17 protein-coding genes, 3 tRNA genes and 1 pseudogene are annotated in these 25,954 nt (G+C 51.0%); 9 read left to right on the top strand and 12 right to left on the bottom strand.

What is annotated here, in order from left to right; genetic code table 11:
* Window positions 1-104: 104 nt before the first annotated feature.
* The 4 genes from AC6I8R_RS07330 to AC6I8R_RS07315 are packed head-to-tail and all read right to left on the bottom strand — an operon-like array spanning window position 105 to window position 4,676.
* Window positions 105-1,475 (bottom strand): efflux transporter outer membrane subunit, encoded by a 1,371-nt coding sequence (locus AC6I8R_RS07330; protein WP_497832067.1) that lies wholly within the window; start codon window positions 1,473-1,475, stop codon window positions 105-107.
* Complete coding sequence (locus tag AC6I8R_RS07325; RefSeq protein WP_021186066.1) at window positions 1,472-2,560, bottom strand: HlyD family secretion protein; 1,089 nt, start codon at window positions 2,558-2,560, stop codon at window positions 1,472-1,474. Before AC6I8R_RS07325 ends, AC6I8R_RS07330 begins: the two co-directional genes overlap by 4 nt.
* A complete protein-coding gene (locus tag AC6I8R_RS07320; RefSeq protein WP_415175110.1) occupies window positions 2,557-4,242 on the bottom strand; it encodes an MFS transporter in 1,686 nt (561 codons plus the stop codon). The genes AC6I8R_RS07325 and AC6I8R_RS07320 overlap by 4 nt, the downstream gene beginning before the upstream one ends.
* Before the next feature lie 2 nt (window positions 4,243-4,244).
* A complete protein-coding gene (locus AC6I8R_RS07315) occupies window positions 4,245-4,676 on the bottom strand; it encodes a MarR family winged helix-turn-helix transcriptional regulator (protein ID WP_021186068.1) in 432 nt (143 codons plus the stop codon).
* 440 nt (window positions 4,677-5,116) lie between these two features.
* On the opposite strand from AC6I8R_RS07315, the gene AC6I8R_RS07310 reads away from it, so the two are divergent.
* Complete coding sequence (locus AC6I8R_RS07310) at window positions 5,117-5,365, top strand: biofilm/acid-resistance regulator YmgB/AriR (RefSeq protein ID WP_021186069.1); 249 nt, start codon at window positions 5,117-5,119, stop codon at window positions 5,363-5,365.
* A 185-nt stretch (window positions 5,366-5,550) separates the two neighbouring features.
* Window positions 5,551-7,029: a SulP family inorganic anion transporter gene (locus tag AC6I8R_RS07305; RefSeq protein WP_497832066.1), complete on the top strand. Its 1,479-nt coding sequence runs from the start codon at window positions 5,551-5,553 to the stop codon at window positions 7,027-7,029.
* A 56-nt stretch (window positions 7,030-7,085) separates the two neighbouring features.
* On the opposite strand, the gene AC6I8R_RS07300 is transcribed toward AC6I8R_RS07305, so the two are convergent.
* The gene (locus tag AC6I8R_RS07300; protein ID WP_497832065.1) at window positions 7,086-14,237 is read right to left on the bottom strand and encodes an Ig-like domain-containing protein; all 7,152 of its coding nucleotides are present in this window, start codon (window positions 14,235-14,237) and stop codon (window positions 7,086-7,088) included.
* 568 nt (window positions 14,238-14,805) lie between these two features.
* Between AC6I8R_RS07300 and AC6I8R_RS07295 the strand changes: the two genes are divergently transcribed.
* From AC6I8R_RS07295 to AC6I8R_RS07280, 4 genes are all read left to right on the top strand, one after another.
* Complete coding sequence (locus AC6I8R_RS07295; protein ID WP_415175293.1) at window positions 14,806-17,007, top strand: type I secretion system permease/ATPase; 2,202 nt, start codon at window positions 14,806-14,808, stop codon at window positions 17,005-17,007.
* A complete protein-coding gene (locus tag AC6I8R_RS07290) occupies window positions 17,000-18,232 on the top strand; it encodes a beta-barrel domain-containing protein (RefSeq protein WP_497832064.1) in 1,233 nt (410 codons plus the stop codon). The genes AC6I8R_RS07295 and AC6I8R_RS07290 overlap by 8 nt, the downstream gene beginning before the upstream one ends.
* Window positions 18,233-18,236: 4 nt before the next feature.
* Window positions 18,237-19,556 carry a TolC family protein gene (locus AC6I8R_RS07285; protein WP_497832063.1) on the top strand — a complete coding sequence of 440 codons (1,320 nt, stop codon included), beginning with the start codon at window positions 18,237-18,239 and terminating at the stop codon, window positions 19,554-19,556.
* A gap of 243 nt (window positions 19,557-19,799) precedes the next feature.
* The gene (locus tag AC6I8R_RS07280; protein ID WP_208725211.1) at window positions 19,800-19,985 is read left to right on the top strand and encodes a ribbon-helix-helix protein, CopG family; all 186 of its coding nucleotides are present in this window, start codon (window positions 19,800-19,802) and stop codon (window positions 19,983-19,985) included.
* A gap of 84 nt (window positions 19,986-20,069) precedes the next feature.
* Here the strand turns inward: AC6I8R_RS07280 and AC6I8R_RS07275 are convergent, their stop codons facing one another.
* The 3 genes from AC6I8R_RS07275 to AC6I8R_RS07265 form a co-directional block, all read right to left on the bottom strand.
* Complete coding sequence (locus tag AC6I8R_RS07275) at window positions 20,070-20,333, bottom strand: hypothetical protein (protein ID WP_415175291.1); 264 nt, start codon at window positions 20,331-20,333, stop codon at window positions 20,070-20,072.
* Window positions 20,334-20,954: 621 nt separating this feature from the next.
* Window positions 20,955-21,356, bottom strand: coding sequence for a type II toxin-antitoxin system PemK/MazF family toxin (locus AC6I8R_RS07270; protein ID WP_415175290.1), 402 nt, complete (start codon window positions 21,354-21,356; stop codon window positions 20,955-20,957).
* A 574-nt stretch (window positions 21,357-21,930) separates the two neighbouring features.
* A complete protein-coding gene (locus AC6I8R_RS07265; protein WP_415175289.1) occupies window positions 21,931-22,743 on the bottom strand; it encodes a hypothetical protein in 813 nt (270 codons plus the stop codon).
* Between the two features lie 307 nt (window positions 22,744-23,050).
* Here AC6I8R_RS07265 and AC6I8R_RS07260 point away from each other — a divergent pair, with 307 nt between their 5' ends.
* The 3 genes and pseudogenes from AC6I8R_RS07260 (at window position 23,051) to AC6I8R_RS07250 (ending at window position 24,810) form a co-directional block, all read left to right on the top strand.
* Window positions 23,051-23,716: a BRCT domain-containing protein gene (locus tag AC6I8R_RS07260; protein WP_497832062.1), complete on the top strand. Its 666-nt coding sequence runs from the start codon at window positions 23,051-23,053 to the stop codon at window positions 23,714-23,716.
* Between the two features lie 245 nt (window positions 23,717-23,961).
* Window positions 23,962-24,273, top strand: coding sequence for a DUF8087 domain-containing protein (locus AC6I8R_RS07255; RefSeq protein ID WP_415175287.1), 312 nt, complete (start codon window positions 23,962-23,964; stop codon window positions 24,271-24,273).
* A pseudogene (locus AC6I8R_RS07250) lies at window positions 24,260-24,810 on the top strand (phage integrase). The gene AC6I8R_RS07255 and the pseudogene AC6I8R_RS07250 overlap by 14 nt, the downstream one beginning before the upstream one ends.
* A gap of 152 nt (window positions 24,811-24,962) precedes the next feature.
* On the opposite strand, the gene AC6I8R_RS07245 reads toward AC6I8R_RS07250, so the two are convergent.
* The 4 genes from AC6I8R_RS07245 to pgsA all read right to left on the bottom strand — a co-directional run bounded on the left by AC6I8R_RS07245 (window position 24,963) and on the right by pgsA (window position 25,954).
* A tRNA-Leu gene (locus tag AC6I8R_RS07245) sits at window positions 24,963-25,049 on the bottom strand.
* An 11-nt stretch (window positions 25,050-25,060) separates the two neighbouring features.
* Window positions 25,061-25,134 (bottom strand) — tRNA-Cys (locus AC6I8R_RS07240).
* Between the two features lie 45 nt (window positions 25,135-25,179).
* Window positions 25,180-25,255 (bottom strand) — tRNA-Gly (locus AC6I8R_RS07235).
* Window positions 25,256-25,405: 150 nt separating this feature from the next.
* Window positions 25,406-25,954, bottom strand: coding sequence for a CDP-diacylglycerol--glycerol-3-phosphate 3-phosphatidyltransferase (pgsA, locus tag AC6I8R_RS07230; protein ID WP_208725162.1), 549 nt, complete (start codon window positions 25,952-25,954; stop codon window positions 25,406-25,408).

The following is a 25,954-nucleotide window of genomic DNA, read 5'->3' as shown; positions in this document are numbered from 1 at the left end:
AAAAAGCATGAATGACTCAAATACCCGAAGCAAGCCTTTAAAAGTCAGATAAATCGCTGATGGTGCAGACATACCTGCCAGAAAATGCAGTTATCGGGCAATGATTAACCTTTCCATCCTCCTCCCAATGCCCGATAGAGTTCGATTTGTGCCAATAAGAGGGTGTTTTTCACACTGACGACGCTGAGTTGGGTGTTGAACAGGGTACGCTGGGCGTCCAGTTCATCAAGGTAGGAGGCGTAACCATTTTGATAGCGGTTACGGGCGATGCGCAGCGCTTCACTGACGTAGTTTTGCTGTTTCTCCAGTTCCGTCAACTGTTCCTGATTGCGACGAATCGCATCCAGTGCGGTATCCACTTCGGCAAAGGCATTTCTTACCACTTTTTCATAGCCATACAGCGCCTGATTGCGTGTCGCCATCGCCACATCAACTTGGGCCGTCAGGGCTTCGCGGTTGAGAATCGGTGCCAGCACGCTGCCGCCAATGCTCCACAGACGGAATGGATTCGCCAGCAATTCATGCAGATGATAACTTTCCAGGCCACCGCTGGCCGTAAGATTGAGGGTGGGCAGCAATTGCGCTTGCGCCGAAGCGAGCGAGGCATCGGAAGCCAATAACTGACGCTGCGCCTGAACGATATCCGGACGGCGGTTGAGCAGTTGCGACGGTAACAGGTTCGGCAGCGTCTGCGGCATCACCTGGTTGAAATGATCGGCGCGGGCAATCTCTCGCGGGTTCATCCCTACCAGCACGCTGAGGGCATTTTCCTGCTGGGTAATTTGGTGCTGCAACTGCGGCACCTGCGCTTTGGCCGTTTGATACTCTGACGACGCCTGCATCCACTCCAGCCGTGACGAGTAGCCGGTTTCAAACTGACGCTGCGCCAGTCTGAGCGAATTGGCGCGTGAGGTCAGCGTATCCTCGGTGACGCGCAACTGTTCATCCAGGGCACACAGGCTGAGATAACCCGATGCCACCGAACTGGCAACGGTTAATTCCGCCGCTGAAGCCGCCGCGCGTTGGGCTTCCAGTGAAGCCTCAGCCGCGCTGATGCTATTGCTGCGGCTGCCCCACAAATCCACCTCGTAATTGGCCTGTAATGATGCCTGAAACACCGCATTCTCATAAGGCAAACCGGTAGCCGCAGAGATGGCGCGCTGATGCGTGGCGCCTGCCCCTGCCGTCAGACTCGGGTAGTCATCGCCCTGTGCGGCGCGCAGTTGCGCACGATATTGATCGACACGGGCTCGGGCGGTGAGAATATCGCTGTTGTGCTGCAACGCCTGACTGACCAGGCGGTTGAGGTTGTCATCACCAAAGGCACGCCACCACTGCGCTTCCGGCGCAGCGCCCGGCCCCACCTGCTGACGCCAGCTTTCCGGAATCGGCAAGGAGGTCGGCGCTTTATCCACTTCGGTGGCACAACCGCTCAGCCATAGGGCGGCGAGCGTTGTCAGCAGCAACCGACTCATAGTTTGTCCTCGCGCGGCTCTGCCGCCGTGTCGATATCCACCTCAACCGACATCCCGGGACGCAGTTGCTGTAAATCACCATGTACCTTGATTCGCACCGGAATGCGCTGCGCAATTTTGACGAAATTGCCGGTGGCGTTATCCGGCGAAATCGCGCTGAACTCAGAGCCTGCCGCAGGAGAGATGAACTCCACCGTGCCGTCGTAACGCTTGCCATCCAGCGCATCCACACGAATGGTCACCGGCAACCCTGGCCGGATACGTGCCAGCTGCGTCTCTTTCAGGTTGGCGATCACCCATTTATTGTCCGGCACCACTGACGTCAGGCGCGTGCCTGCCGTGACATAGGTACCTTTGCGCACCGACAACTGGCCGAGTTGGCCGTTATCCGGGGCAATGATGCGGGTATTGGCGAGATCGATCTCCGCCAGCTCCAACGCCGCCTGCGCATTGGCGACATCCCCCTCCAGCGAAGCGCGATTCACAATCACCGTTTGCAGATTCTGCTGCGCAACCGCCAATTGCGCCTCGGCCTGACGCACCTGCGCCTGCGCCTGGGCATCCGCTGCGCGTGCCGCATCGCGCTCCCGTACCGATAAGGAGCCGTCGGCGGTAAGATTTTCCACACGTTTCAGGTCAAAACCACTTTTCAACGCCTGCGCTTTGGCATTGTCCAGTGACGCCTGGTTACTGACGATGGTGGCTTGCGCGCTTTTTCGCTGCTGCTGATTGTTATTCAGTGCCGCTTGTTTCATCGCCAGTTGCGCCTGTGCCTGATGCACCCGCTGGCGATAGATACGATCATCAATGGTCATCAGCAACTGCCCTTTTTCCACCGGCTGCAAATCCACCACGTTGACTGACGTCAGATAACCGCTGACTTGCGGGCTGATAAACGTCACCTGCCCCCGGACGTAGGCGTTCTCCGTTGACTGGATGGTGCTGGTGAATGGCCACAACTGCCAGGCATACAGGATCACCAACACCCCGACCAGCACGATGCCGCTGCCTGCGGCAATTGAGAGGATACGTCGACGGTTGATGCGCTCACGCTCTGCGGCCTGAAGATCGTCCTGTTGACTCATGATGTCTCCGTTCGGTTAGCTGCTAATGCCTGCTGGTGCTGTTCCGCCAGATTGCGTCGTGCCTGACGCCAGTTGAGATAACGCAGGCGCGTCAGACGCCATAACACCCACATCAGGGTCATCAGCGCCAGGCCCGCTGTCAGGTAATAGGTATCGTTATAAGCCAGGATATTGGCCTGCAAAGTGGAAACGGTTTGCAGCTGACTGCCGCTTTGCGCACTGAGTAGCGAGCCATCCGGGAGCTGACTGCTGAATAGCGCGCTGTACTGGCTTAAACGCTCAGTCACGTTGGGATTGAGTTGCGACAGTTGATCACCGAGCAGGCTGGAGTGATATTTTTCGCGCCACGTCTGGAAAGTGCCGAGGATCGCCGCACCAATCAGCCCACCCAGGTTCTGGCTCATACCGAACAACACCACAAAGCTCACCAGGTTTTTCGGCTGCGTCACCACGCTACCGATGCCAAACAGCATGGCAGGCGTCATAAAGAAAACGCTGCTGAAGCCCAATAAAAATTGGCTGAAGTACATGTTATCGCCGCGCGTCAGCGGGCTGGATTGCGCGTCCATCAGTGAGGCGATGATCATCACCACCAGCGAGAAGACAATTGGCCAGCTGAGATGGCTGGGCCGGATAGTCAGCGCACTCAGCGCCATGCCAGCCATCACGCCACAGATAATTGCCAGTGCCATGCCGCGCATCTGGTCATTAAGCAAACCCAGTTGCTGCAAGAAACCCACCGCACCCGTGTTTTGCTCTGCCAGTACAATGCGCATCATAATCATCACAATTCCCAGCCGAATCATCATGCCGTTACTGAGCCAGCGGGTGTTAATCAGCGGATTTTGCCGGTTATGCTCCAGCACCACGGCGGTGACAATCAACACCAACGCAATGGCCAGCGCGATGCCCAGCCACGGCGTGGTAAACCACCATTCAATGCGTCCCAGCGACAGCACCGCGCAGATCAGCGCCATGCCAGGCGCCAGCAAAATAAAGGTGAGAAAATCGAGTTTTTCGAAAGCTTTAATACGATCACCCGGCGGCAGTTTCACTACCAGCACGCACCCCAGCGCGATCATTGCCAGACCCAGTTCAAACAGATACAACCCACGCCATTCATCCAGCTGCAACAGCTCAGTGGAGAACAGCCGCGCCAGCGGAATTGCCAACTGCGAGGCAGTCAGACCGATGACCAGCGCTTTCAGGCGGTGCTTCGCGGGCCACGCCTGGATTTGGTAGTAGATACCCAATGAACTGAGCGCCGCGCCAACCATGCCATGAGCGGTACGTACGATTATCGCCGAGCTGAGATCGTTAGCCAGCAGATGGAAGAACGCCACCAGCACGTACAGCACCAGAAAGGCCTCGGTAAACAGTCGCAGACCAAACTGTTGACGAAACTTCACTAGCAACAAATTGATGGAGATATTGCCCATCACATAAACCGCCGGTAGCCAGGCGATTTCGTTGGAGTACGCACCGAAGGTGCCTTGCAGATTGGTGAGATTCGCCGTGACCAGCGCATTGCTGAGTGCGCCGGTGAGGGAGATCAGCATACCTATCAGACCGAAGGCAATGCGTTTCGCCGGTGAATGGAGAGGCGTAGAGGGTGACCCCGGTAGCATCGGCTTTTCATGCGGTAGCCATTCACGCTGGGCATAGGGGTTACGCTTTGCCATAGCTACAAGGTTCCCAGCCGCGCCAGAAGTTGTTGCAACACCTGTTCAGTTATTGCCAGCGCCTGGGGATCAATATCCGCCAGCAACTGAGCGCGCAGCGCATCTGCCTGAGCTTTCACTTCTGCATAAGCGACACCGCCCTGCTCCGTCAGCACCAGCAGGCGCTTACGCCGGTCCTCTGGCGGCTGAACTCGCGCCAGCAATTGTTGCTTCACCAGCCGATCCACTAACGGCACTACGCTGGCTTCTTCCAGACCAAGCAGCAGCGCCAGCGCTTTTTGTGTTGGCGGTTCACTGGCGGTCGCCACGGTGGCAATCGCCATCCAGCTACTCATGCTCATGCCACTCTCTTTCAGACGGCGATCAACAGCCAGTCGCCACGCATGAGCGGTGAGATGTAACAGACGGGAGAAGGGTTGGGGATATTGGCTCAAAGAGTAGCAACCTAATGGTTAGATATCTAACTAAATTTTCCGCTATTATACGCAGACCCAGTTGCGAATGAAAAGTGCCCTAAATTAGTGTCCATACGCGCCGATAATTGTAGTGCAAATCTGTCACCAGCAAGGAATCTGTACAGCTTCCTTGTATAAGTTCCATCACAAAAAAGTCGCTATATCTGGCTGTAAGTTAATTAATAGCACAAAATGATCAGGTTTTTACTTGTACAGACTTAATCTCATTGTATAAGTTTATTCCCCATAGACCTTTTAACGGTCTCGTAACGAATGATGCATATTGCGTCGCCTCTGCAAGTGTTAGTGGATTTCCACCAGCAGAGGTGTTTTTTTGTCAGTTTGGTGAATTGGGGTCTTTCACGCCTGTCCGCGCGAAAGTTTTATCATCAGCAGGTTTACATCTTAGGGCTGTACACATGCAAAACACCGTAACCAGCAACGACCAGGATATAACCGAATTTTTAAAACCTGCGGCTTATAACGCAGAGGTCTTTGCTCAAATCATTGGCGAAATCCTGCAAACAGGTATGCCGGTGACCAATAAAGCCATTATCTCCGTACTGATTACCCGACTGGAGCAGGAGAGTGATGTGGCACAACTGAATATTTATCGTCAGTTGTTGGAGAAAGTGGTGAATAAGACACCTGACGATTTAGCCATTTAAGCGCGTAACCGCGCGATTTATCGCGCGGGTTTTGCGGGACTGCGCGACAAATCGCGCCGCTTCGCGTTGATAGTCTGGTATCCCGCCACATTGACCGGTAACATCCCTTCCCTTATCTGTTTCGCATCTGGTTACTGCCTTACCCTCGCGGTAAGCGCAACATAATAAAAGAGCCTGCAAAATTTATGAGCCAATCAACTGAAGATCTCACGGTGAGCCGCGTCTTACGCTCGCCTGTTTTACTCACCCGGGAATGTCTGGCTGGCGTGATTACAGCACTGGCCCTGATCCCTGAAGTGATCTCCTTTTCGGTGATCGCCGGAGTGGACCCCAAAGTCAGCCTTGTTGCGTCCGTGGTGCTGTGCCTGACCCTTTCCCTGCTGGGTGGCCGTCCGGCGATGGTGACAGCGGCGGCGGGTTCGGTGGCGCTGGTGATTGGCCCGATGGTGCATGCGCACGGCGTGGAATATATTCTGCCCGCGGTGATATTGGGTGGCGTGATCCAGATTCTGTTTGGTCTCGCCGGGATGGCACGCATGATGCGTTATATCCCGCGTTCGGTGATGATTGGTTTCGTCAACGCGCTGGGGATTTTGATCTTTTTTGCCCAGGTACCGCATGTCTGGGGGCAGTCCGGCCTGGTGTGGGTGTTATTTGCGGTGACGCTGGCGATTGTGCTGCTGCTGCCTAAAGTGCTGAAAAGCATCCCTTCGCCGTTGATAGCGATTGTGGTAGTGACCGCAATTGCGCTGCTGATGGGCTATCGGGTACCAAACGTGGGTGATGAAGGCCCGATGAGCGCCGGATTACCAGGCTTTACTCAATTGCTGGTGCCACTGAATGTGCAAACGCTGCAAATTGTCTGGCCCACCGCGTTGAGTATCGCCTTTGTCGGCCTGATGGAATCGCTGCTGACGGCGAAACTGGTGGATGACATCACCGATACCCCATCCAGTAAACGCCGTGAATCATGGGGTCTTGGCATTGCTAATATTCTTGCCGGATTTTATGGTGGCATCGCCGGGTGCGCCATGATTGGTCAAACCATTGTTAACGTAGAGCTGGGTAAAGCGCGCACTCGAGTGTCGACGGTAGCCGCTGGCGTGGTGCTGTTGCTGTTGGTGACCGGCCTGAGTAAGTTAATGGCGCAGATTCCAATGGTGGTGCTGGCGGGCATTATGATGGTCGTCGCGGTGAAAACCCTCAACTGGCATAGCCTGCAACCCGCCACGCTGAAACGTATGCCGTGGTCGGAAACGCTGGTGATGCTGCTGACCGTCGCCGTTACCGTGTGGACCGGCAATCTGGCGATCGGGGTGTTAATGGGGGTGATCCTCGCCATGATGCTGTTCGCGCGCCGCATTGCCCATGTGATCCAGGCCGAACGTCAACTCAGTGAAGACGGAGAACAGGTTCATTATACCGTGCGTGGTCCATTGTTCTTTGCCAGCAGCAATGACCTGTTTGAACATTTTGATTATGCCCACGATCCGGCATTGGTGACGATTGATTTGACTCATGCACAGATTTGGGATGCTTCCAGCGTTGCGGCGTTAGATGCGATTGAGTACCGCTATCAACGTCATGGTGCGAAAGTGACCTTTATTGGGCTGGATAATCGCAGCAGCGATTTTCATCGGCGTCTGACAGGTACGCTGGGATAAGAAGCAAAAAAGCCAGGCGTGTCACCACGCCTGGCCGTTTCTCCTTTCTTTAATGATTACAGGATGTTGACGTGAATCCTGTCTTCAATCAGTACTTCCGCCATACCGCTGCTCTGGTACTCCGTATAAACCTTACCATCGACGGTCACGGTGCCGTTGCTGTGCCAGTTCTCAATGCCACCGGTCAACTGCACCAGACCATTCTCACCGCTGACAATCAGCGCATCACCATCAGCGCCTTCCCAGCTATCCAGCGTCTGGTTATTCACCTTCAGCGTGTTGTTGCCGTCAGTCATATCGATGCTGTGCGTATCCTTCAGGGACTCCGTCAGGGCCGCCAGATCAACGTTCTGGTGTTCACCATCCAGCAACAGCGGGATACCGCCATCGTCATGGTTTTGCTCATCAGCCGGCAAGCTGTAGCTGCGAGAACTCGGAGCAGCATCCTCAGCCGGGGCTGAATGGGTGTTGTAAACCACGTACACCTGGCCGTTGTACTGCGGGTTAGTCGCTTCACCTTCAGTGTTGGTGGCGTCCGTTCCCAACTGCGAAGGAGCACCTACCAACATATCCGGTGCACCATCGTTGTTCATATCAACGACTTCAACTGACCAACCAAACCTCTGATTATCAACACTTCCGTAGTGGACCTCGCCCCAACCGTTATTCAGGATGACCTGAATATCAATCTCACCCGTCGCATCCGCACCCAACGAAGCCAGGTATTGCAGATAGTCCGCTTGATGACCGCCGTAGACGATATAGACGGCACCCACACATTTACCATCCTTCATTGCCAACGGATCGCTGATGATAAGATCCTGAGTACCATCGCGATTCATGTCATAACCGCCAATGACATTCAGACCAAAGCCTTCTCCTTTATCACCTCGGCCAGCCTGGACTTTACTGACAATGGCATAACCTACATCGGTGTTAAACTTCGGATTATCAGTATTGACACCGATCGTCATGTCATCAGTGATTTTGTCACTATGGAGTATCCATACCTTACCGTTAGACCCACCCTGGGAATCACCAGCAGAAGCAATGGCAATATCCGTGTGCTCACCACTACCGAAATGACCGAGCATGGCAATGTTATGGCCAATCGGCTTGTACTCATCGCTACCAAAGTCTCCGAGTACATCATTCGCAATGAGGTTTAAATACCCCGCACCAATGTTATCAATAACAATTAAATCTTCGTCGGCCACATCACCGATGCTGAAGTCATTCGGCAAACCGGTATCTGGAATCTTATAGAAATACCAGGATCCTCGGTAAGATTCACCGGTATGAGCAGATGCCGCATCCATAAAGGCAACATAGTTAGAACCATTGCCAAAAACATCCCCCATGTACACGATATCCGTGCCAAAGTTATAGCTTTGGGTTGAACCGACTGTGCCATTTGTATTTTCATGGCCGATTTTACCAATCACCATACCATCCGGAAGCGTCTCTTGCGGAACCCAGGCAGCATTGTCCGTCGTGTCATTCGGATCTCGGATCAGGTGCATGTTTGCCCAGTTGCCATCCGGGTTTGTGCCATTCGGATTAAAGGTGACAGTAGTGATGTTACCTGTCTGCTCACGAGCCCCATGAATGTCACCGATCATGAACGTTAGCGTGCCGTCCTTATTCACCATGGAATTGGCATTGAAACCAAACCAGCTGTCAAGGCCATTGGCAAGGGTCATCATGAACCCATACTGACTCTTTCCATTCTCTGCGTTAGAAATCAGACTGAGATCGAAATTATTATCAGTAAGTAACGATTCCTTCACAAAGTAGACAGTGTCCTTTTCGTGCATGTAAATCGCCACCCAGCCGCCGTCCAGCGCTTTCATGCCATAACCCTGATAGCTGTTCACATCAGGTTGGCCATCCCCCTTAGCATCACCATTATTCGAAATAATCGTTCCCATGCCTGGGTTCGCGGCGAATAACTTCTCGATACTGGTGCTGCCATCTAACAGGGAAGAAAATTCTTTTTTGACGGCGTAAATGATCCCCTGGTTGGTTGGCTGACCGGCTGCGTTTGTGCCGCCATTTGGTGCACTGATGTAAATATATTCACCGCTAACCACCATGGCATAGCCGAACATATCCCCTTCACCGCCCCCTGCGTCGGAGTAGAGCACCGCAGGAATCGTCCAGCCTCCGTCCTCAGTACCATTCAGATAGCCAGGTTGTGATTCGTTGTTAGCGGCATCAACCACCACTGCCGAGATATTATGCGCGCCAGATCCGAGTGCTTCGTCGTCCGGTACGGTATATTCCCAGCTACCATCCGCATTAACCGGAATACCTGTGGCAATCACAAGGCCATTGCGATCGTAAATGGTGATGGTCATATTGGCGAAATCGGTATCTTCTGTACCTAACTCAACCTGACCTTTAAAGGTTGGTGTCGATTCAGCCGCTTCCGCATCAGTCTCAATCGTGGTTTTATTGGTGTTAAGGGTATCCACCGTAAAGTCAGGCACCGGCGTCGAAGTTGACGCGTTACCCGCTTGATCCACGACCTGAACTGTCATTTCGTTGTACAGCCCATCGGTTAACACCGTCGGCAGTTGGATACGCCAGCTGCCATCCGCCTCAGTGACGACAGAAGCAATCGCATTACCATCTTTGTCGTAAATGTAGACCGTGCAACCTGCTTCAGCCTTGCCGCTCAATGTTGGCGTGTTGTCGTTAGTCAGACCACCCGCTCCGACATCCGTATCGGTTTGGTCATTGGTCACTTTGACATCAGTGGCCGGTTCTGGGTTGGTGTTATCCTGGTCATAGTTCACCGGATCGGTGGTGGTCCCCTCATTGCCTGCCGCATCGGTGATGGTGGCAGTGATGGAGTGATCCTTTTCAGCCAGTTCCTTCCCTGCCGGTACCGTGAACTCCCAGGTGCCGTCGTCGTTCGCCACAACTGAACCCAGTACGGTTTCACCGTCTTTTATGATGACAATAGCGCCCTTCTCAGGAGGCGTGAGCTGACCTTTGAAGGTCGGCGTGTTGTCTTTAGTCGGGTGCTCGGCGTCAATCACATTGCCATCATTGTCTTCGATGGTCAGCGTGGTGGTGCTGGTCGGTGGTACGGTGTCCTGAGTGTACTCAAGCGCAGTGGACGGTTGCCCTTCGTTGCCCGCCTTGTCGGTGACAGTGGCGGTAATGGAGTGGCCATCGTCTTGCAGCTCCTCACCTTCCGGCACCGTGAACTCCCAGCTACCGTCTGCATTTATCGTTGCCGTTCCCAGTACTTTGTCACCGTCTTTGATGACCACGTAATCGTCTGCCTGGGCACCCGTCACCTGACCTTTGAAAGTCGGTGTGCTGTCTTTGGTCGGGTTCTCAGCGTTGATCACCTTACCATCGTTGTCTTCGGCCGCAATGGTGGTGGTTCCGGTTGGCGGTACGGTGTCCTGAGTGTAGTCCAGCGCAGCGGATGGTTGTCCTTCGTTACCCGCTTTGTCGGTGACAGTAGCGGTAATGGAGTGACCATCGTCTTGCAGTTCCTCACCTTCCGGCACCGTGAACTCCCAGCTTCCGTCTGCATTTATCGTCGCCGTTCCCAGTACCTTGTCACCGTCTTTGATGACCACGTAATCGTCTGCCTGGGCACCCGTCACCTGACCTTTGAAAGTCGGTGTGCTGTCTTTGGTCGGGTTCTCAGCGTTGATCACCTTACCATCGTTGTCTTCGGCCGCAATGGTGGTGGTTCCGGTTGGCGGTACGGTGTCCTGAGTATATTGCAGCGCAGTGGACGGTTGTCCTTCGTTCCCATCCTTATCGGTGACAGTGGCGGTAATAGAATGAGCATCGTCTTGCAGCGCCTCACCTTCCGGCACCGTGAACTCCCAGCTACCGTCTGCATTTATCGTTGCTGTTCCCAGTACCGTGTCACCGTCTTTGATGACCACGTAATCGTCTGCCTGGGCACCCGTCACCTGACCTTTGAAAGTCGGGGTGTTGTCTTTGGTCGGGTTATCGGCGTTAATCACCTTGCCATCGTCGTCTTCTGCCGTAATGGTGGTGGTACCGGTTGGAGCTTCATTATCACCGCCCGATGAGCCGTCACCAATATTCATCGGCAGATCTGTCGATGTGCTGCTGTTACCCGCCGGGTCTTTCACAGTGATCACCAGACCGTTGTTACCATCGGGCAGCGGCTGGTTCGGAGTCAGCTCCCACGAGCCGTCAGCATTCACGACCGTCGAGCCAATTTCATTACCTTCACTATCAGTGATGATGATGGTACTGCCCGGTTCCGCCTTGCCGCCAATGACCGGCTGGCTGTTGGCACTTTCGTTGCTGGTGCCGTTTGCCGGGTTACCGTCGATAGTGAGATCGGTTGGCGGATTAGGTGCCTCCGTATCAATGTTCACATAAACCGGCTCGCTGGCGCCGCTATTGCCGGCCTCATCCTGCAGCTCAATGGTCAGGTTGTGATCACCCTCTCCCAGCGGTTCCGTCGGGGTCCAGGTCCAGCTGCCATCTTCGCCGACCGCCACTTCACCCAGCACATCCTCACCCTGTTTGATCACCACTTTGTCGCCCGGCTGTGCGCCCTCGACTTTACCGCTGAACACCGGGGTTGGGTCGTTGGTCAGGCCGTCATCGCCGATCGCCACAGGATTTTCCGGATCGTTGTTGTTGGTCATCACGATATCGGTCAGCGTACCGGTCGGACCTTCGGTATCACCGCCCGGCGTACCGTCACCGATATTCATCGGCAAATCTGTCGCTGTGCTGCTGTTACCCGCCGGGTCTTTCACGGTGATCACCAGACCGTTGTTACCATCGGGCAGCGGCTTGTTCGGAGTCAGCTCCCACGAGCCGTCAGCATTCACGACCGTCGAGCCAATTTCATTACCTTCACTATCAGTGATGATGATGGTACTGCCCGGTTCCGCCTTGCCGCCAATGACCGGCTGGCTGTTGGCACTTTCGTTGCTGGTGCCGTTTGCCGGGTTACCGTCGATAGTGAGATCGGTTGGCGGATTAGGTGCCTCCGTATCAATGTTCACATAAACCGGCTCGCTGGCACCGCTATTTCCGGCCTCATCCTGCAACTCAATGGTCAGGTTATTATCACCCTCACCCAGCGGTTCCGTCGGGGTCCAGGTCCAGCTGCCATCTTCGCCGACCGCCACTTCACCCAGCACATCCTCACCCTGTTTGATCACCACTTTGTCGCCCGGCTGTGCGCCCTCGACTTTACCGCTGAACACCGGGGTTGGGTCGTTGGTCAGGCCGTCATCGCCGATCGCCACAGGATTTTCCGGATCGTTGTCGTTGGTCATCACGATATCGGTCAGCGTACCGGTCGGACCTTCGGTATCACCGCCAGACGAACCGCCACCACCAACGTTCATCGGCAAATCTGTCGACGGACTGCTGTTACCTGCGGGATCTTTCTCGGTAACGACCAGGCCGTTGTTGCCATCGCCCAACGGCTGGTCCGGGGTGAGTTCCCAGTCACCATTTTCGTCAACAACAGCAGAACCAATCAGATTACCTTCTTTATCGGTAATGATAATGGTGTTGCCCGGCTCACCGCTTCCGCCAATGGTGGGTGTATTGCCTTCGGTGATGTTTTCACCGTCATTAGGTTTACCATCGATAGTGATATTACCTGGCGCTTCCGGCGGAGTGGTATCGATGTTCAGACCAACATCCTGAGCGTCTCCGCTATTGCCCGCAGCATCCTGCAATTCAGCGGTGATCTGGTGTTGGCCTTCGTCCAACGGTTTCTGCGGGGTAAATGACCAGTTCCCCTCTGCATCAATTTCTGCATAACCCAGCAGCGTACCGCCATCTTTAATGGCTACACGATCGCCTTTTTCAGCCCCATCGACCTTGCCAGTAATCAGCGGCGTAGTGTCGTTGGTGGAACCATTGGTGATGGCTGTTGGGTTAGCCGGATCGTTATCATTAATAAACTGGATATCGCTCAGCGTCCCGGTTGGTGGGATGGTGTCGACGTTGATTGGCAACTCAGAAGAACTGTTGTTACCAGCGGGGTCGGTCACATCGATGGTAAGATCTTGATTACCATCACCAATTGGTTGATTAGGAGTAATTTCCCAGTGGCCGTCTTCATCTGCCACAGCAGAACCGATAACATTTCCTTCGCCATCTGTGATGGTAATATTGCTGCCCGGTTCGGCGTCACCACCAATGGTTGGCGTGTTGTTTCCGGTGATGTTCTCGCTATCTGCGGGTTTACCATCCACGGTGATATTGCCTGGCGCTTCCGGCGCGGTGGTATCAATGATCAAATCAACCTGCTGAGAGTGGCCTGCATTTCCGTCTGCGTCCTGCAATTCAGCAGTAATCTGGTGTGAGCCTTCGCCCAAGTCGGTAATCGGGGTAAATGACCAGTCACCGTTTTTATCCACTATCGCATAACCTAAGACCGTATCACCGTCCTTTATCGCGACGCGATCGCCCTCTTTTGCACCCGCAACCTTACCGGTAATGGTTGGTGTGCTGTCGTTGGTCATACCATTCGTGATGACTGTCGGATTATTGGGGTCATTGTCATTAATGAACTGAATGTTGCTCAGCGTACCGGTCGGCCCTGTGGTGCCGCCACCGTTGCCACCATCACCGTTGCCACCATTACCGTTGTTACCGCTATTGCTGTTGCCATCGTCTTTGCCACCGCCGGTAGCGGCGATCACACCACCGGCAATTGCTGCCGCTGCCAGACCCGCTGCCGCTGCCGCCCAGCCAGGAGAAAGGCCGAACAGACCTGCCGCACCTTTGTCGTCATCTTCCTGCTTCTCTTCAGCTGCCTCGGCAGTGACCTCCATTGCTGGAGTTGCTTCCTGCACGCTGCTTTCGCCGTCGGTCAATGCAGCAACCATTGAGGTGGCACCGATGGAAGACCAGGTGTAGCGATTACCTTGTTCGTCAATACCGTAGATGTCCGGTGGGGTTTCCTGGGCGTAATAACCTTCAATAATCACCGCGGCGCGTGCGCCATCTGCGGTAAAAATTTCCAGGTTGTCGCCGTGACGAACAAATTTGAGACTTTGAATTGAGGCGATATCTTCGCCTGCCTGAATTTCAATCTGACCTTGTGGTGGAGACTGAATTGTTAATTGGGTTAAGGGTTCAACCTTAATAACAACGTTATTTTCCTTAATAACGCCGTTCGCTGCTTTGTTCAGCGTTCCGCCTGTTGACGTTGAGGATGTCATAGTCATTTCCTGGTGTCTTAATTCAATAATTCAATTCATCGCGTGGTGTCACACGTTGAGAAGAAACTCTTTCCATGCATTACCCCCTCCTGGAAGTAAGCACAGCAAATAATAAAGGCGCGTTTATCACAAAGGTATATTTATAAGCAGCTTTATATCTGAAATTATTGTGAGTAAAGTATTTTATCAAAGGTAAATATTTGCACCAAAAACAAGAATAACATTATGATATTTATAGTTATTAATAATGACAAAACAACCCTAATCAGATGTCACAAATTAATCACAGGCATCAGATTTCTTACCTAACTATCATGCCGGGTCGTTCTTAAAGGACGATACGACTGATATGGCCTTTGTAAAAAAAAGAAAATTAATATTGAATTATAACAATAAAAAATTAAGAAAATTCTTATTCCACAAAAGAGAATTCGCGTAATAGGAATAATATATTAGTGATAGGGTTTTTATATTCGCGCCTGACACCAGACCGATTAATACCCCTGACATGCTGACTAATAAAACCAGGAAATGAATTATTACTATCCAGGATTGGAACTTACCCATTATGAAAGAAAATCTAAGTCCCCCTCCGGCTGAAAAGACGGAGATTGATACTTTACTTCATGCCGTCACATGGCTGGTGAAACACCACGGGAAATCCGCCAGTGAAGACGTGCTCTATGCTGGGCTGCCGCGCGGCGAACGACTCACACCCGATATTGCTGTGCGCATGCTGGAGCAGGCCGGAATTCAGGCCGGTTGGGTTGAGCGCGATATTCTGATGCTGTCAGAATCGCTCTACCCACTGATTATCACCAACAAACGCGGTGAATATTGCATCCTCCAGGAAAAGCAGGACAAACAGTATACGCTGCTGTCGCCCGCTGACGGCCAGATACGCCATCTTTCTGCGGAGACGATGGCAGAGGAAGTAGCCGGGTTTGCTTTGCTGTCGAAAGTGAAGATCCAGCCGACTGCACGCGGAGAAAAAGATATCCTGCCGGAGATCGACCAAACTGGTCACTGGCTATTTTCCAATCTATGGCGTTACCGCCAGTATTTCTATAGCGCCGCGCTGGCAGCACTGCTCGCCAACATCCTGACCTTGTCGACCACCTTCTTCACCATGAACGTTTATGACCGCGTTGTGCCAACCGGTGCTTACGCCACCTTATGGTCATTAGCGATTGGCGTGCTGATCGCCATTAGCTTTGAGTTCACCGCGAAGCAAATCCGTTCGTGGTTGGTGGATTCCGCCGGGAAAAAAGCGGATCTGGTGGTGGGTTCACTGCTATTTCGCAAGACACTGGCGATCCGTATGGAGTGCAAACCACGGTCGGCCGGTTCTTTTGCTAACCAACTGCGTGAATTTGAGTCAGTGAGGGATTTTCTCTCCTCAGCAACCCTGGCGACATTGTCCGATCTTCCCTTCTGTTTACTGTTTATCGCCATTATGTTTGCCATCGGTGGACCACTGGCGTTTATACCGATGATGGCGATCCCGGTCATTATCATCGCTGCCGTGGCGATCCAGTGGCCACTGTCTCGTTATATGAAAGAGAACATCAGTGAAATTTCGCAGAAACAAGGGCTGGTGATCGAAACTATCGTGGGGCTGGAAACCCTCAAAGCGGCCAAAGGTGAAGGCGTGATGCAAAAACGCTGGAACGACTTCAGCGCGCTGGCTGCCGCCTCTTCAATGAAAACCCGTTACCTCTCAACCCTGACCAGTAACTTTGTCAGTTACGTGCAACAGGTTTGTACCGTGTTGATCGTTCTGTGGGGTGTGTATCTGATTCATGCCGGTGACCTGACTATGGGTTCATTGGTGGGGATGGTGATTCTTTCCGGACGTTCTTTATCGCCGCTGGCGGCTGTGGTCGGGTTAGCCATTCGCTATCAGCAGGCAAAAACCGCCCTGATTTCCCTGAACCAGTTAATGGCGATGCCGACAGAGCGTGACCAGCAGGCGCATTTCTTACCCTCACCACCGCTCAAAGGCGAGATCGCATTGCGTCAGGTGGGCTTCCATTACCCGAAAACCGGGATCCAGGAGCCAGAGAAAATTCTGCACCCGTTGAATCTCAATATCCGCCCCGGCGAACGAGTAGCCATTTTAGGCACCATTGGTAGTGGAAAATCGACGCTGTTAAAACTCCTCGCCCGTCTCTACCTCCCCACCGCAGGAAAGATGACGATGGATGGTCTTGACGTGAACCAGATTGATCCCGCCGACTGGCGTTCCGCCTGTGGCTATGTTTGTCAGGACAATCGCCTGTTCCAGGGAACGCTGCGGGAAAACATCATCATGGGTAATCCCGCCGTGAGCACGGAACGCTTTTTACAAGTCGCAGCACTAGCCGGCATCGACGCTATCGCCCGCCGCCATCCCGCAGGATATGACATGCCGATCGGCGAAATGGGACAAGGACTTTCCGGTGGGCAAAAACAACAAGTTTCGCTTGCCCGATGCTTACTGCTCGATCCGGCCATCATGTTAATGGACGAACCCACCAGCTCCATGGATAGCAACTCAGAAGCGCAGTTTATTGCTCGTCTGAGGGAGGTTATTCAACAGAAAACATTGGTCGTTGTGACCCATCGAATCCCGGTGTTGAGCCTGGTCGATCGCATTATCGTGTTGGAAGACGGGAGAATTCTGGCCGACGGACCTAAGGCGCAAATTATGGCCAAACTCTCGCAGGCTTCAGTAGCTAAAAATTCATCACGCACCGCACCGCCACGTAAGGAGACGACGAATGCGTAACACTAAAGAGTCGAAAACGCGTCTTCAGGCGGAAGATATGTCCTTCCTGGACGATTTGCAAAACGCCATCATTATGCAGAAGACGCCAAAAAGTATGCTGGTGCTCTGGCTGCTGGTGATTGTGGTTGTAACATCACTGGTGTGGGCGCATTTTGCTGTGGTTGAAGAGGTTACCAAAGGCGAAGCTAAGGTGATCCCTGCCAGCCATGAGCAAACCATTGAGAGTTTTGAGGATGGCACACTACAGGAACTGTACGTAAAAGAAGGCCAACTGGTCGAAAAAGGACAGCCGCTGCTGAGGCTCGACTCAACGCGCTCAGAAGCCAACTATCAGGAGGAGTTGTCCAAGTCCTACGGTCTTCAGGGTTCCATCGCCCGTGCCCGTGCTGAAGCCTATGACTTGCCACTGGATTTCCCGGAAGAGATCAAAGATTTCCATACTATTGTTCAGGACGAAACCAAAGCGTATCAAACCCGACGCAAGCTGCTGGACGATAGCATCAGCTCCCTCTCACATAACCTCGAGCTGGCGGAAAAAGAGGTGAGCCTGTCCGAACCGCTGGCGAAGCGTGGACTGATCTCTGACATGGAAATCCTGCGTTTGCGTCGTCAGGCGAATGATCTCCGGGTGCAAATCGCCGACCGTACCAACAAATATCGTTCTGATGCCAACAGCGAGTTAACACGACTGGAGTCCGAGTTTGCGCAGGTCGAAGCCCGTCTGGTAGGACGTAAGGACGTCATTAACCATGCGCTGATTACGGCACCGGTTAAAGGGACCATTAACAGTATCAAAACCACGACCATCGACAGCGTTATTTCTCGTGGGGAGCAGATCATGTCGCTGATCCCTTCTGAGGATAATCTGCTGCTGGAAACGCGTATCAAACCCGCTGAAGTGGCATTTCTACGTCCGGGTCTACCCGCCACGGTAAAAATCTCGGCGTATGACTTCGCCATTTATGGTGGGCTCGACGGTGTTATCGAGAGTATCAGCCCCGACACCATTATTGATGAAACCAAAATGCGCTCTGGCCGCGAAGATGCGACTTACTATCGTGTTTACGTCCGCACGCACGGCACGGATTTACAGGTTAAAGAGAAAAATTTTCCCATTATTCCGGGAATGACGGCCAGTGTAGAGATTAAAACGGGTGAAAAAACCATCCTGTCTTACCTGCTCAAGCCGGTTTTAAAAGCGCGCGAAGCATTCAGGGAGAGATAATAATATGCGCAAGACATTCATTACGCTGGCACTACTTGCCAGCAGCACCGGGGTGATTGCCTCACCGGATGCCATCCAGTCCGGCACCTTCGATACCGTGATGAACAAAGACACGCGTACTTTGTTGGCGAAGATGGTTAATCAGGCATTGAGTTACAGCCCGGAAATTCAGGTTGCCGGAGCGGATAAAACGGCGGCCAATTACGACATCGATCAGGTAAAAGGTGCGCGCTGGCCGCAGATTCAGCTGGGCAGCACGGCACCGATGGCCTCTTTTGGCGGTGGCAGTGAAACGACCAATAATCGTCTGAAAGACAGTAGCTTTTCGGTCAATGTCACCACCACAATTTTTGACTGGGGGAAAAATCGCGAAAATATTGGCAGCGCGACGCAGCAATCCCATGCCGCAGCGCACCAATATGAATTTGAGAAACAACAGATTGCCTTCAACACCCTGAGTCAGTTGATTGAGTTGAGCCGTTATCAGCAAAATCAAAAAATTACGCAGGGTTACGTCAAGCGCATGCGTGAGCTGGTTAATATGCTGGGTGAAATTACCCAGACGGATGCAGGCCGCTACAGTGAGCTGGTGCAGGCCAGAGCCAAACTGCTCTCCGCTGAAACGTCCCTGGAGCGAATTAACGATCAGCGTCGGCAATCAGAGATCATGTTGCAACGCCTGACTGGCAATGCTGTCACGTTACCTGAAAAACTCGACTGGACAATGCAGCCCATTTCGACCGCCCTGGTAATGAGCAGGGTGAGCAAGCATCCCTCCCTGTTAAAAGCCGAGGCGGAAGCGCAATCTGCTCAGCACTTGACTGCCGCAACCAAAGCGAGCAGCCTGCCGCAGCTAAACTGGGTGGTGTCAAAAAGCACGGCAAAAGATGGCAATGGCAAAGCCGGACAGTGGTACACCGGCCTGAATGTTCAGTGGAATGCCTTTACCGGCGGTTCAGAAAAAGCGGCTGCTCAGGCGTCTGCCGCCCGTGCTTCAGCCAAAAAATCGCAGTATGCCCAGACCAAAATGGATATGGAGTATCAGGTGCATAACCTGACCCAAAGCCGCGATGCCGCCGAAGCACAAAGCCGGGAATATCAGAAGCTGAGTAAAGAAACCGATCAGGTGAGCAAAATTTACTATGAGCAATGGTTACGCCTGGGTAAAAGAACCCTGCTGGATGTGCTGACGGCAGAAAACGATCGCTATAACAACCAGGTTGCAATGGTCAATGCCCAACATGACATATACAGCAATAACGTTAAGTTGGTGGCAACTGCCAGTATGATCTTTGACTGGTTTGATCTTCGCCCTGAAACATAACAAGAGAGAAACATTCGCATCTTGAGGGGGGACTGACTTCGCTCCCCCTCTTCCTCCGGGGTACACGATTTCGGAGTTTTTAAGTCGTGCACATAATTGAAAAAAACTTTTCTAAACAAAGAGTAAAACACGAAATCAGCTACAATTAACTCGATGTTCCAGACGCTTTACGGGATCACGCAAGTGCTCAGGATGAGAAGGGAACTTTTAGCCGTTCATGTCCCTGATACCAAGGGGTTAATCATGATTCAATCAGCCAGTGATATTCAGAAACGTAGCGATGAAAAGCGCGGCATCAAACCCAAAACCTATAAGCTTCCTTTGGACACTATTGCGCGGATTGAGTTACTCGCCAGCCAGGGTGGTATGTCCCAGGGTGCGATTATAACGGCAGCCATCGATATCTATGAGCGGTCGCTTAATCAATAACAACAAGCCAGGTATATTGTCGCGGCGAGCGTAATTACGCCGCGACGATTCAGTGCAAACAAACGTTTGCACAGGTTGCGTCCATTAAGTCAGTTCTCTTACCAATCTCTCACCCGCCTCTGTCAGCCTGACTTCATAGTACCGTGTGATATCAGTTGGCAAATAGGCAAACTCAACCAGACCATCGCGCAGCAGTGGTGCCAGACTGCGGCAATTAACTTCCTTTAGCTTGCGAGTTTTGTCATCACGTCTGACTTCCAGCCCTATTGCTTTGTCACCGCGGAGTAAATATTTCGCTCCTTTCAGCATGCGTTGTAGGGCGTTACTTTTCTCCAGTGAAATAATCATTAAGTTCTCCCGGCAAAAGTTGCTAACGGTAGTCACTCATATTTCCCCAACGTTTCCCGCATCTGTGACAGGTGACGAACTCCCCGACACGCCGCGGATGATGGCCCGGTTGTGATTTGTGAAGATACTGTTGCGATAGTTTTAACAATATAACCGGTATATATCCCCACTAATAAGCCGAAAAATCATTAGGCATTCTCCTGGATCTCCAGGATATCTGTACGTGGGAAGCGATGAAATATTAGCCTGACAAATATCACAGCTTGGGGAGGTAGGCCTGCGTGGCATTCAGACCGCACAGTCACGCCAGAACAAAAACAAAAAAACCGCCCTTGGGCGGTCACGACATCACTGCTTATTGCTTTGATTTTCGCAGTGCGGTATTAATTTGAGTTGCCATACCATTTAACGCGATCTGTTGAAGCGCCGAGCCTAAAAGCGAAAACCCCGCCGTTTTAGCGAGGTTCAGAAATGACAAAGGCACCGATTAAGGTGCCTTTTCACAGGGGCGGTAGCTTGTCATCGCTGTATTTCCGCACCTGGCTTCCTGTTAGGGAAGTCTCACAAGTCCCATAAGGGTACAGACACATTATTGAGCAATTGTACCTTTGAGTCAACACATCAACGAGCCAAATGCCCCATCCCAATGCCATGAAGCACAGCCTGTCTTATGCGTTCAAAATCATCATCGCTCAGTTGGGGAACAATGTAATTTCGCCCTTGTGCATTACGAACTTTAACCCTATCAAGCCTGGCAATTGATACCGTTGTAACCATGTCACACTTTGCCCAAGAACGTACATGTGCATTACCCGGCATGGGGTTATTGGGTAATTCGTAATGGCATTCCTTCAAAGATAAAGGAGCTGTGCTACTGATCGGATCGATAGTAACGAGTTTCCGATTATGGCGGTTTCTAGAAATCACTACTACAGGTCTGATCTTAACCATTTCAGGTTCAACCATTCCTTTAAAATCACACATTAATACAGACTGAACAGCCGGTTGATATGTCAATGCCATCGATAAAAATCCCTTTAACGAAAGTTGGACAATTCTACATCAACGTAAACTCTTGCTGTATTGCCTTTATGATTGTTCCGGGCCGATCCTTTTTAAGATCCTGATCGCCATGTTTTGCAAAATACCAGAATCGCACAGCACCTCTGAAGCCCGCATTAACACTGGCTTTAACATTATTCTCAGGTTCCAGGCTGCTTAATCAAATCACCAACCGGATCCTTGCAGAAAGCATTTTGATCCTTTTTAAAACATCAAGTTATCCATCCAGTTGGCTTGGATTAATAATCTGTTTTTGGCAAAACACTGCAATTTATGGCGCAGTGTGCAAACCCTTATAAACGGCACAACCCCATATACCACGCGGCGTGAGCGCCCTTCTTACGCTATCCATCTCTTACAAAATTTTTAAGATCCAAATCGTGCAGGCGGGTGCAGTGTAGCGCCGTTTCCGTCCAGGATGTGTAACCATTATGCCTACCATCATACTATAAAGCTCTTGGTCAAAACGACTGGTCCAGCATCATAAATATCTTTATAAGTTTTAAAAAAACACACAATTCCTTTCAGGAAGCAGTCACCTTAGTGATAGCAGCTCTTGACAAAACGGCGAGACTATTTGAGGTCGATAGCAAACATACATCATATCTGGCGAAATGGTTTCAATATAGTTTTTGATAGATTGGATTATATCAGAAACATCAATGCTATTTTTTGCGAACTCTTCCATTTTTCTCGTTACACATGTTAAACACTGATATGGGAACTCATAAAATTCATCATTGAGTGTTTTTGCCAGCTCATTTAAAATCCCTGGAGTACAAGAAGTAAACATTACAATATGTCTCAATGCTTTTCCTCTTCCATCTTTCGGCAAATTCCCTATTGAACTCACTAATTCCATCTGTAATCTTTCTATTAAGAAAGCAGGCAGTTTTTTGTTATTTGAAAGATCATCGTAAAATTTAAAAAACAATTTAGTATATTTTATGTGTTTTATCACATACTCCGAAGTGACATCCATAGCATAAGTTTTATATTCTTTCGGTACTTTTAAATATAATTCAGACAGATAGTCCACAGTCACAGGAGCTAGCTTAAAAGTTATTGCACAATCCAAAAAGTCCCTATACGTTTCTGGCAACCAGGGATACAAAACGCTATCACGCTGTTCAGAAACTGGTAAATTCTTAGCTATATGCCCCAATACATTGTCAGGCAACTGTTGTTCATCAACCTGCGACTTATGGTAATTACTTTCAACTTTAGAGCAAGAAGGCGGATTATCAATCCCAACAATACCAACTATTAATGACGATGAGCCCCTCTCATTTCCTGAATTATCAATTTCTTGAGTTTGCCATTTATTAATTGTAGATGATTCGATCATGATTTCAATCCTTTGTATGAAAACCGTCTATCCAGACAGATAATTTAATACACTCCAAACCCATCACTTACTCTAGCTTTCAGTGCATTTCAGACACAATCCGTCTGCCTCCATTTTCAAGTCAACGGACATTAATTCAACACAACAACCTTTACCACGGCAATATTTCGACCGTGATTTTTCAGCCACACGCCATGATTTTGTGATGAATAGCAATTTATTGCCACTAAAATGAATATTCGCTCCCCTTCGCAAGGCTAATAATTCACTCTCTGAACACACACCCCGGCGCTTAAGTTCTTCAACAATGACTCCATTTAACAACGGTGGGTCAGTATCAAAACGTTCTGCTTTTGCTGGCCGCATTTTCACCTGCTCTGATTTTAGTTGCTTCAGGAGCGCCCGCCGTTCCTGGCGGGTCATTTGGTCAAAATCTAACGGGCAACTCAGCGGCAAGGTATCTGGCCCTGTCATTTTGACTGTTTTTCATCAGGGGGACAGTTATTGCCACAAGTCCAAGATATCTGCATATTCGCTAACAGGTCCTTTCACTGATGTTGATGAAGTTTATATACATGGTTTTTGTAAATCACGGGGGCATTACAGGACATTCAAGAGTGAACGTGTTATAGATTTTTTCGACTCATTGGAAGATGCGGAATCATTTGCAACCGAAATTTTAAAGAACAACCCTATTAGCTTTAACTTAAGTGATAACGAGGTAATCCACTCACGGAGAAATAACCATAGCCGTTATTGTACTCCTGGTATGTACCAACCGTTGGATTTTAGCGGCCCCCTCGAAATCTGCTTTACTGGATTTAAGAAGGAAGATAAAGCACGGCTCTCTGCGCTTGCCAAAAGTAAAGGAATGATAGTGCGTGGAGATGTTACGGTTAACTTACACCTACTTTGTGGGGGTTATAACGCTGTGCCTAAAAAACTGGATATTGCTCAAAAAAAGGAACCATGATTCTGCATGAGACAGAGTTTTTGTCTCTCGTAGAGACAGGAGAGTTACCAGACGATTATGACAGTTAGAAAATTATCATCAAGAAAACAACTTTACGTGTGCTATCCATACAGTGCAGCGGAAAAACGCACGCGTAAGTATTTCGCTACTAAAAAAATTCCCCAGGGAATCCGGTGTTGCTGCCTCAGCTGAGGCTTTGTTCGATTCATTTCTTTTCTAACGTAATTTTGCAAAAGGATTTCTTTATGACTCATTCAAACAAAATTCCCTCTGAAGGGCTGTATGTTTCAAAGAAAGACCCGTCTGTGAGGCTGGTTGTAACTGACGTTATTGTCGTTGATGAAGAACAAGAGGACACAGCTGAGCTTTTGTATCTGGTTTACGCTACCCATGAAGGTGATGAGGACGATATGTCTGAGCTTGGGTATGAATTAATGCCAGAAGAGTGGCAGGAATTCGTCAGGCTTAACCAGCTGGAATTTATTCCTGAAAGGGAAATGACTGTCGCTGAACTGCGCAAGTTTTTGGGCGGGAGCAAAAACAGTGGCCGTCAGTAAACTCCCTTCAGGAAAGTGGCTCTGCCAGTGTTTCCCATATGGCCGGGATGGCAGACGTATACGTAAACAGTTTGCGACCAAAGGGGAGGCGCTCTCACATGAGCGCCGCCTCATGAACAGAGCATCCGGCCAGGTTATTAACGATAACGCGGTAACGCTTTCGACATTCGTTGAGCGCAGGTATGAAATGCACGGCAAAACCCTGACATCAGGTGATGAGCACAAAACGAAACTTCTCGCCATCTGCGAGCGGCTGGGCAATCCGATTGCTGCTCATTTCGATAAAAATTCTTTTGCTGTCTATCGTGAACGCCGCTTAAGCGGAGATTGAGTTACCGAAGGGACAGCGAACACACGTTCTGCGCCATACGTTCGCCAGTCACTTTATGATGCGCGGGGGGGAACATTCTGGTGCTCCAGCAGATACTCGGTCACAGCACGATCATGATGACCATGCGTTACGCTCATTTCGCACCAAACCACCTGGATGCCGCCGTAATGCTGAACCCTTTTGATAATCAAGAAAGCGTAAAATAGCAGCCTGCAAAACGCGGCGCTGCCACTCTGCTGCCATTTTGCTGCCACTTGAGATTTAGCCCAAACCCCAAATGCAAAAAAACCGCCCTTGGGCGGTCACGACATCACTGCTTATTGCTTTGATTTTATTCGGTTTGAATCGGTATTCAATATGGTGCCCGGGGCGGGACTTGAACCCGCACGACCTTACGATCGAGGGATTTTAAATCCCTTGTGTCTACCGATTTCACCACCCGGGCAGGGTGTAAAGTGGAGGCGCGTCCCGGAGTCGAACCGAGGTGGACGGATTTGCAATCCGCTGCATGGCCACTCTGCCAACGCGCCTTTTAATCTGATGTGCATTCCGTTACTGAAACAGAGTGCTAAATCTGGAGCGGGAAACGAGACTCGAACTCGCGACCCCGACCTTGGCAAGGTCGTGCTCTACCAACTGAGCTATTCCCGCATATTCTTATTACTATCAAACTTACTGATTTTATTCAGCTTTTAGCAAACTCGCTGCCGTTCGATGCGATGCATTCTACTGAACTGGCGCAATGAGTCAATAGAATTATCCACACAGCGCGTCCGTTTGCTGCTTTTTAAATCGCATCGATCATCGTTCGAACAAATCGCCACGCGCTGCGTTCAAATATTGATACATTGACCAGAATGTCAGCACCGCTGCGATATACAACGCGACCACACCAACGCCAATCACCGTGGCATCATGTCGCCACAACAACGCGACCAGAGACAACATCTGCGCGGTGGTTTTGACTTTGCCGATCCAGGAAACGGCCACGCTGCTGCGCTTGCCAATTTCTGCCATCCACTCACGTAACGCAGAAATAATGATCTCACGGGCAATCATGGTGGCTGCGGGTAAGGTTATCCACCAGGAGTGGAAATGCTCCGCCACTAACACCAGCGCGATTGCCACCATAACTTTGTCTGCCACAGGATCGAGGAATGCACCAAACCGCGTGGTTTGCTTCCAACGACGCGCCAGGAAACCATCAAACCAGTCAGTGACCGCAGCGACCACAAAAATAAGCGCGGTGACGAACGGCGCCCAGTGAAATGGCAGATAAAACGCCAGCACAAAGAAAGGAATCAGGACAACTCGAAACAGGGTCAGATATGTCGGAATGTTAAATTGCAT

The organism is Pantoea sp. X-Soil-OKNW-713, assembly GCF_059730685.1.
Note: the sequence above shows the minus strand (reverse complement) of the source record. Positions and strands in the feature narration are given on the sequence as shown.

Bases quoted from the DNA above. Each gene is read 5' to 3' on its own strand.
- AC6I8R_RS07330 (WP_497832067.1), bottom strand. From the start codon at position 1,475: ATGAGTCGGTTGCTGCTGACAACGCTCGCCGCCCTATGGCTGAGCGGT.
- AC6I8R_RS07325 (WP_021186066.1), bottom strand. From the start codon at position 2,560: ATGAGTCAACAGGACGATCTTCAGGCCGCAGAGCGTGAGCGCATCAAC.
- AC6I8R_RS07320 (WP_415175110.1), bottom strand. From the start codon at position 4,242: ATGGCAAAGCGTAACCCCTATGCCCAGCGTGAATGGCTACCGCATGAA.
- AC6I8R_RS07310 (WP_021186069.1), top strand. From the start codon at position 5,117: ATGCAAAACACCGTAACCAGCAACGACCAGGATATAACCGAATTTTTA.
- AC6I8R_RS07305 (WP_497832066.1), top strand. From the start codon at position 5,551: ATGAGCCAATCAACTGAAGATCTCACGGTGAGCCGCGTCTTACGCTCG.
- AC6I8R_RS07300 (WP_497832065.1), bottom strand. From the start codon at position 14,237: ATGACATCCTCAACGTCAACAGGCGGAACGCTGAACAAAGCAGCGAAC.
- AC6I8R_RS07295 (WP_415175293.1), top strand. From the start codon at position 14,806: ATGAAAGAAAATCTAAGTCCCCCTCCGGCTGAAAAGACGGAGATTGAT.
- AC6I8R_RS07290 (WP_497832064.1), top strand. From the start codon at position 17,000: ATGCGTAACACTAAAGAGTCGAAAACGCGTCTTCAGGCGGAAGATATG.
- AC6I8R_RS07285 (WP_497832063.1), top strand. From the start codon at position 18,237: ATGCGCAAGACATTCATTACGCTGGCACTACTTGCCAGCAGCACCGGG.
- AC6I8R_RS07280 (WP_208725211.1), top strand. From the start codon at position 19,800: ATGATTCAATCAGCCAGTGATATTCAGAAACGTAGCGATGAAAAGCGC.
- AC6I8R_RS07275 (WP_415175291.1), bottom strand. From the start codon at position 20,333: ATGATTATTTCACTGGAGAAAAGTAACGCCCTACAACGCATGCTGAAA.
- AC6I8R_RS07270 (WP_415175290.1), bottom strand. From the start codon at position 21,356: ATGGCATTGACATATCAACCGGCTGTTCAGTCTGTATTAATGTGTGAT.
- AC6I8R_RS07265 (WP_415175289.1), bottom strand. From the start codon at position 22,743: ATGATCGAATCATCTACAATTAATAAATGGCAAACTCAAGAAATTGAT.
- AC6I8R_RS07260 (WP_497832062.1), top strand. From the start codon at position 23,051: ATGACTCCATTTAACAACGGTGGGTCAGTATCAAAACGTTCTGCTTTT.
- AC6I8R_RS07255 (WP_415175287.1), top strand. From the start codon at position 23,962: ATGACTCATTCAAACAAAATTCCCTCTGAAGGGCTGTATGTTTCAAAG.
- pgsA (WP_208725162.1), bottom strand. From the start codon at position 25,954: ATGCAATTTAACATTCCGACATATCTGACCCTGTTTCGAGTTGTCCTG.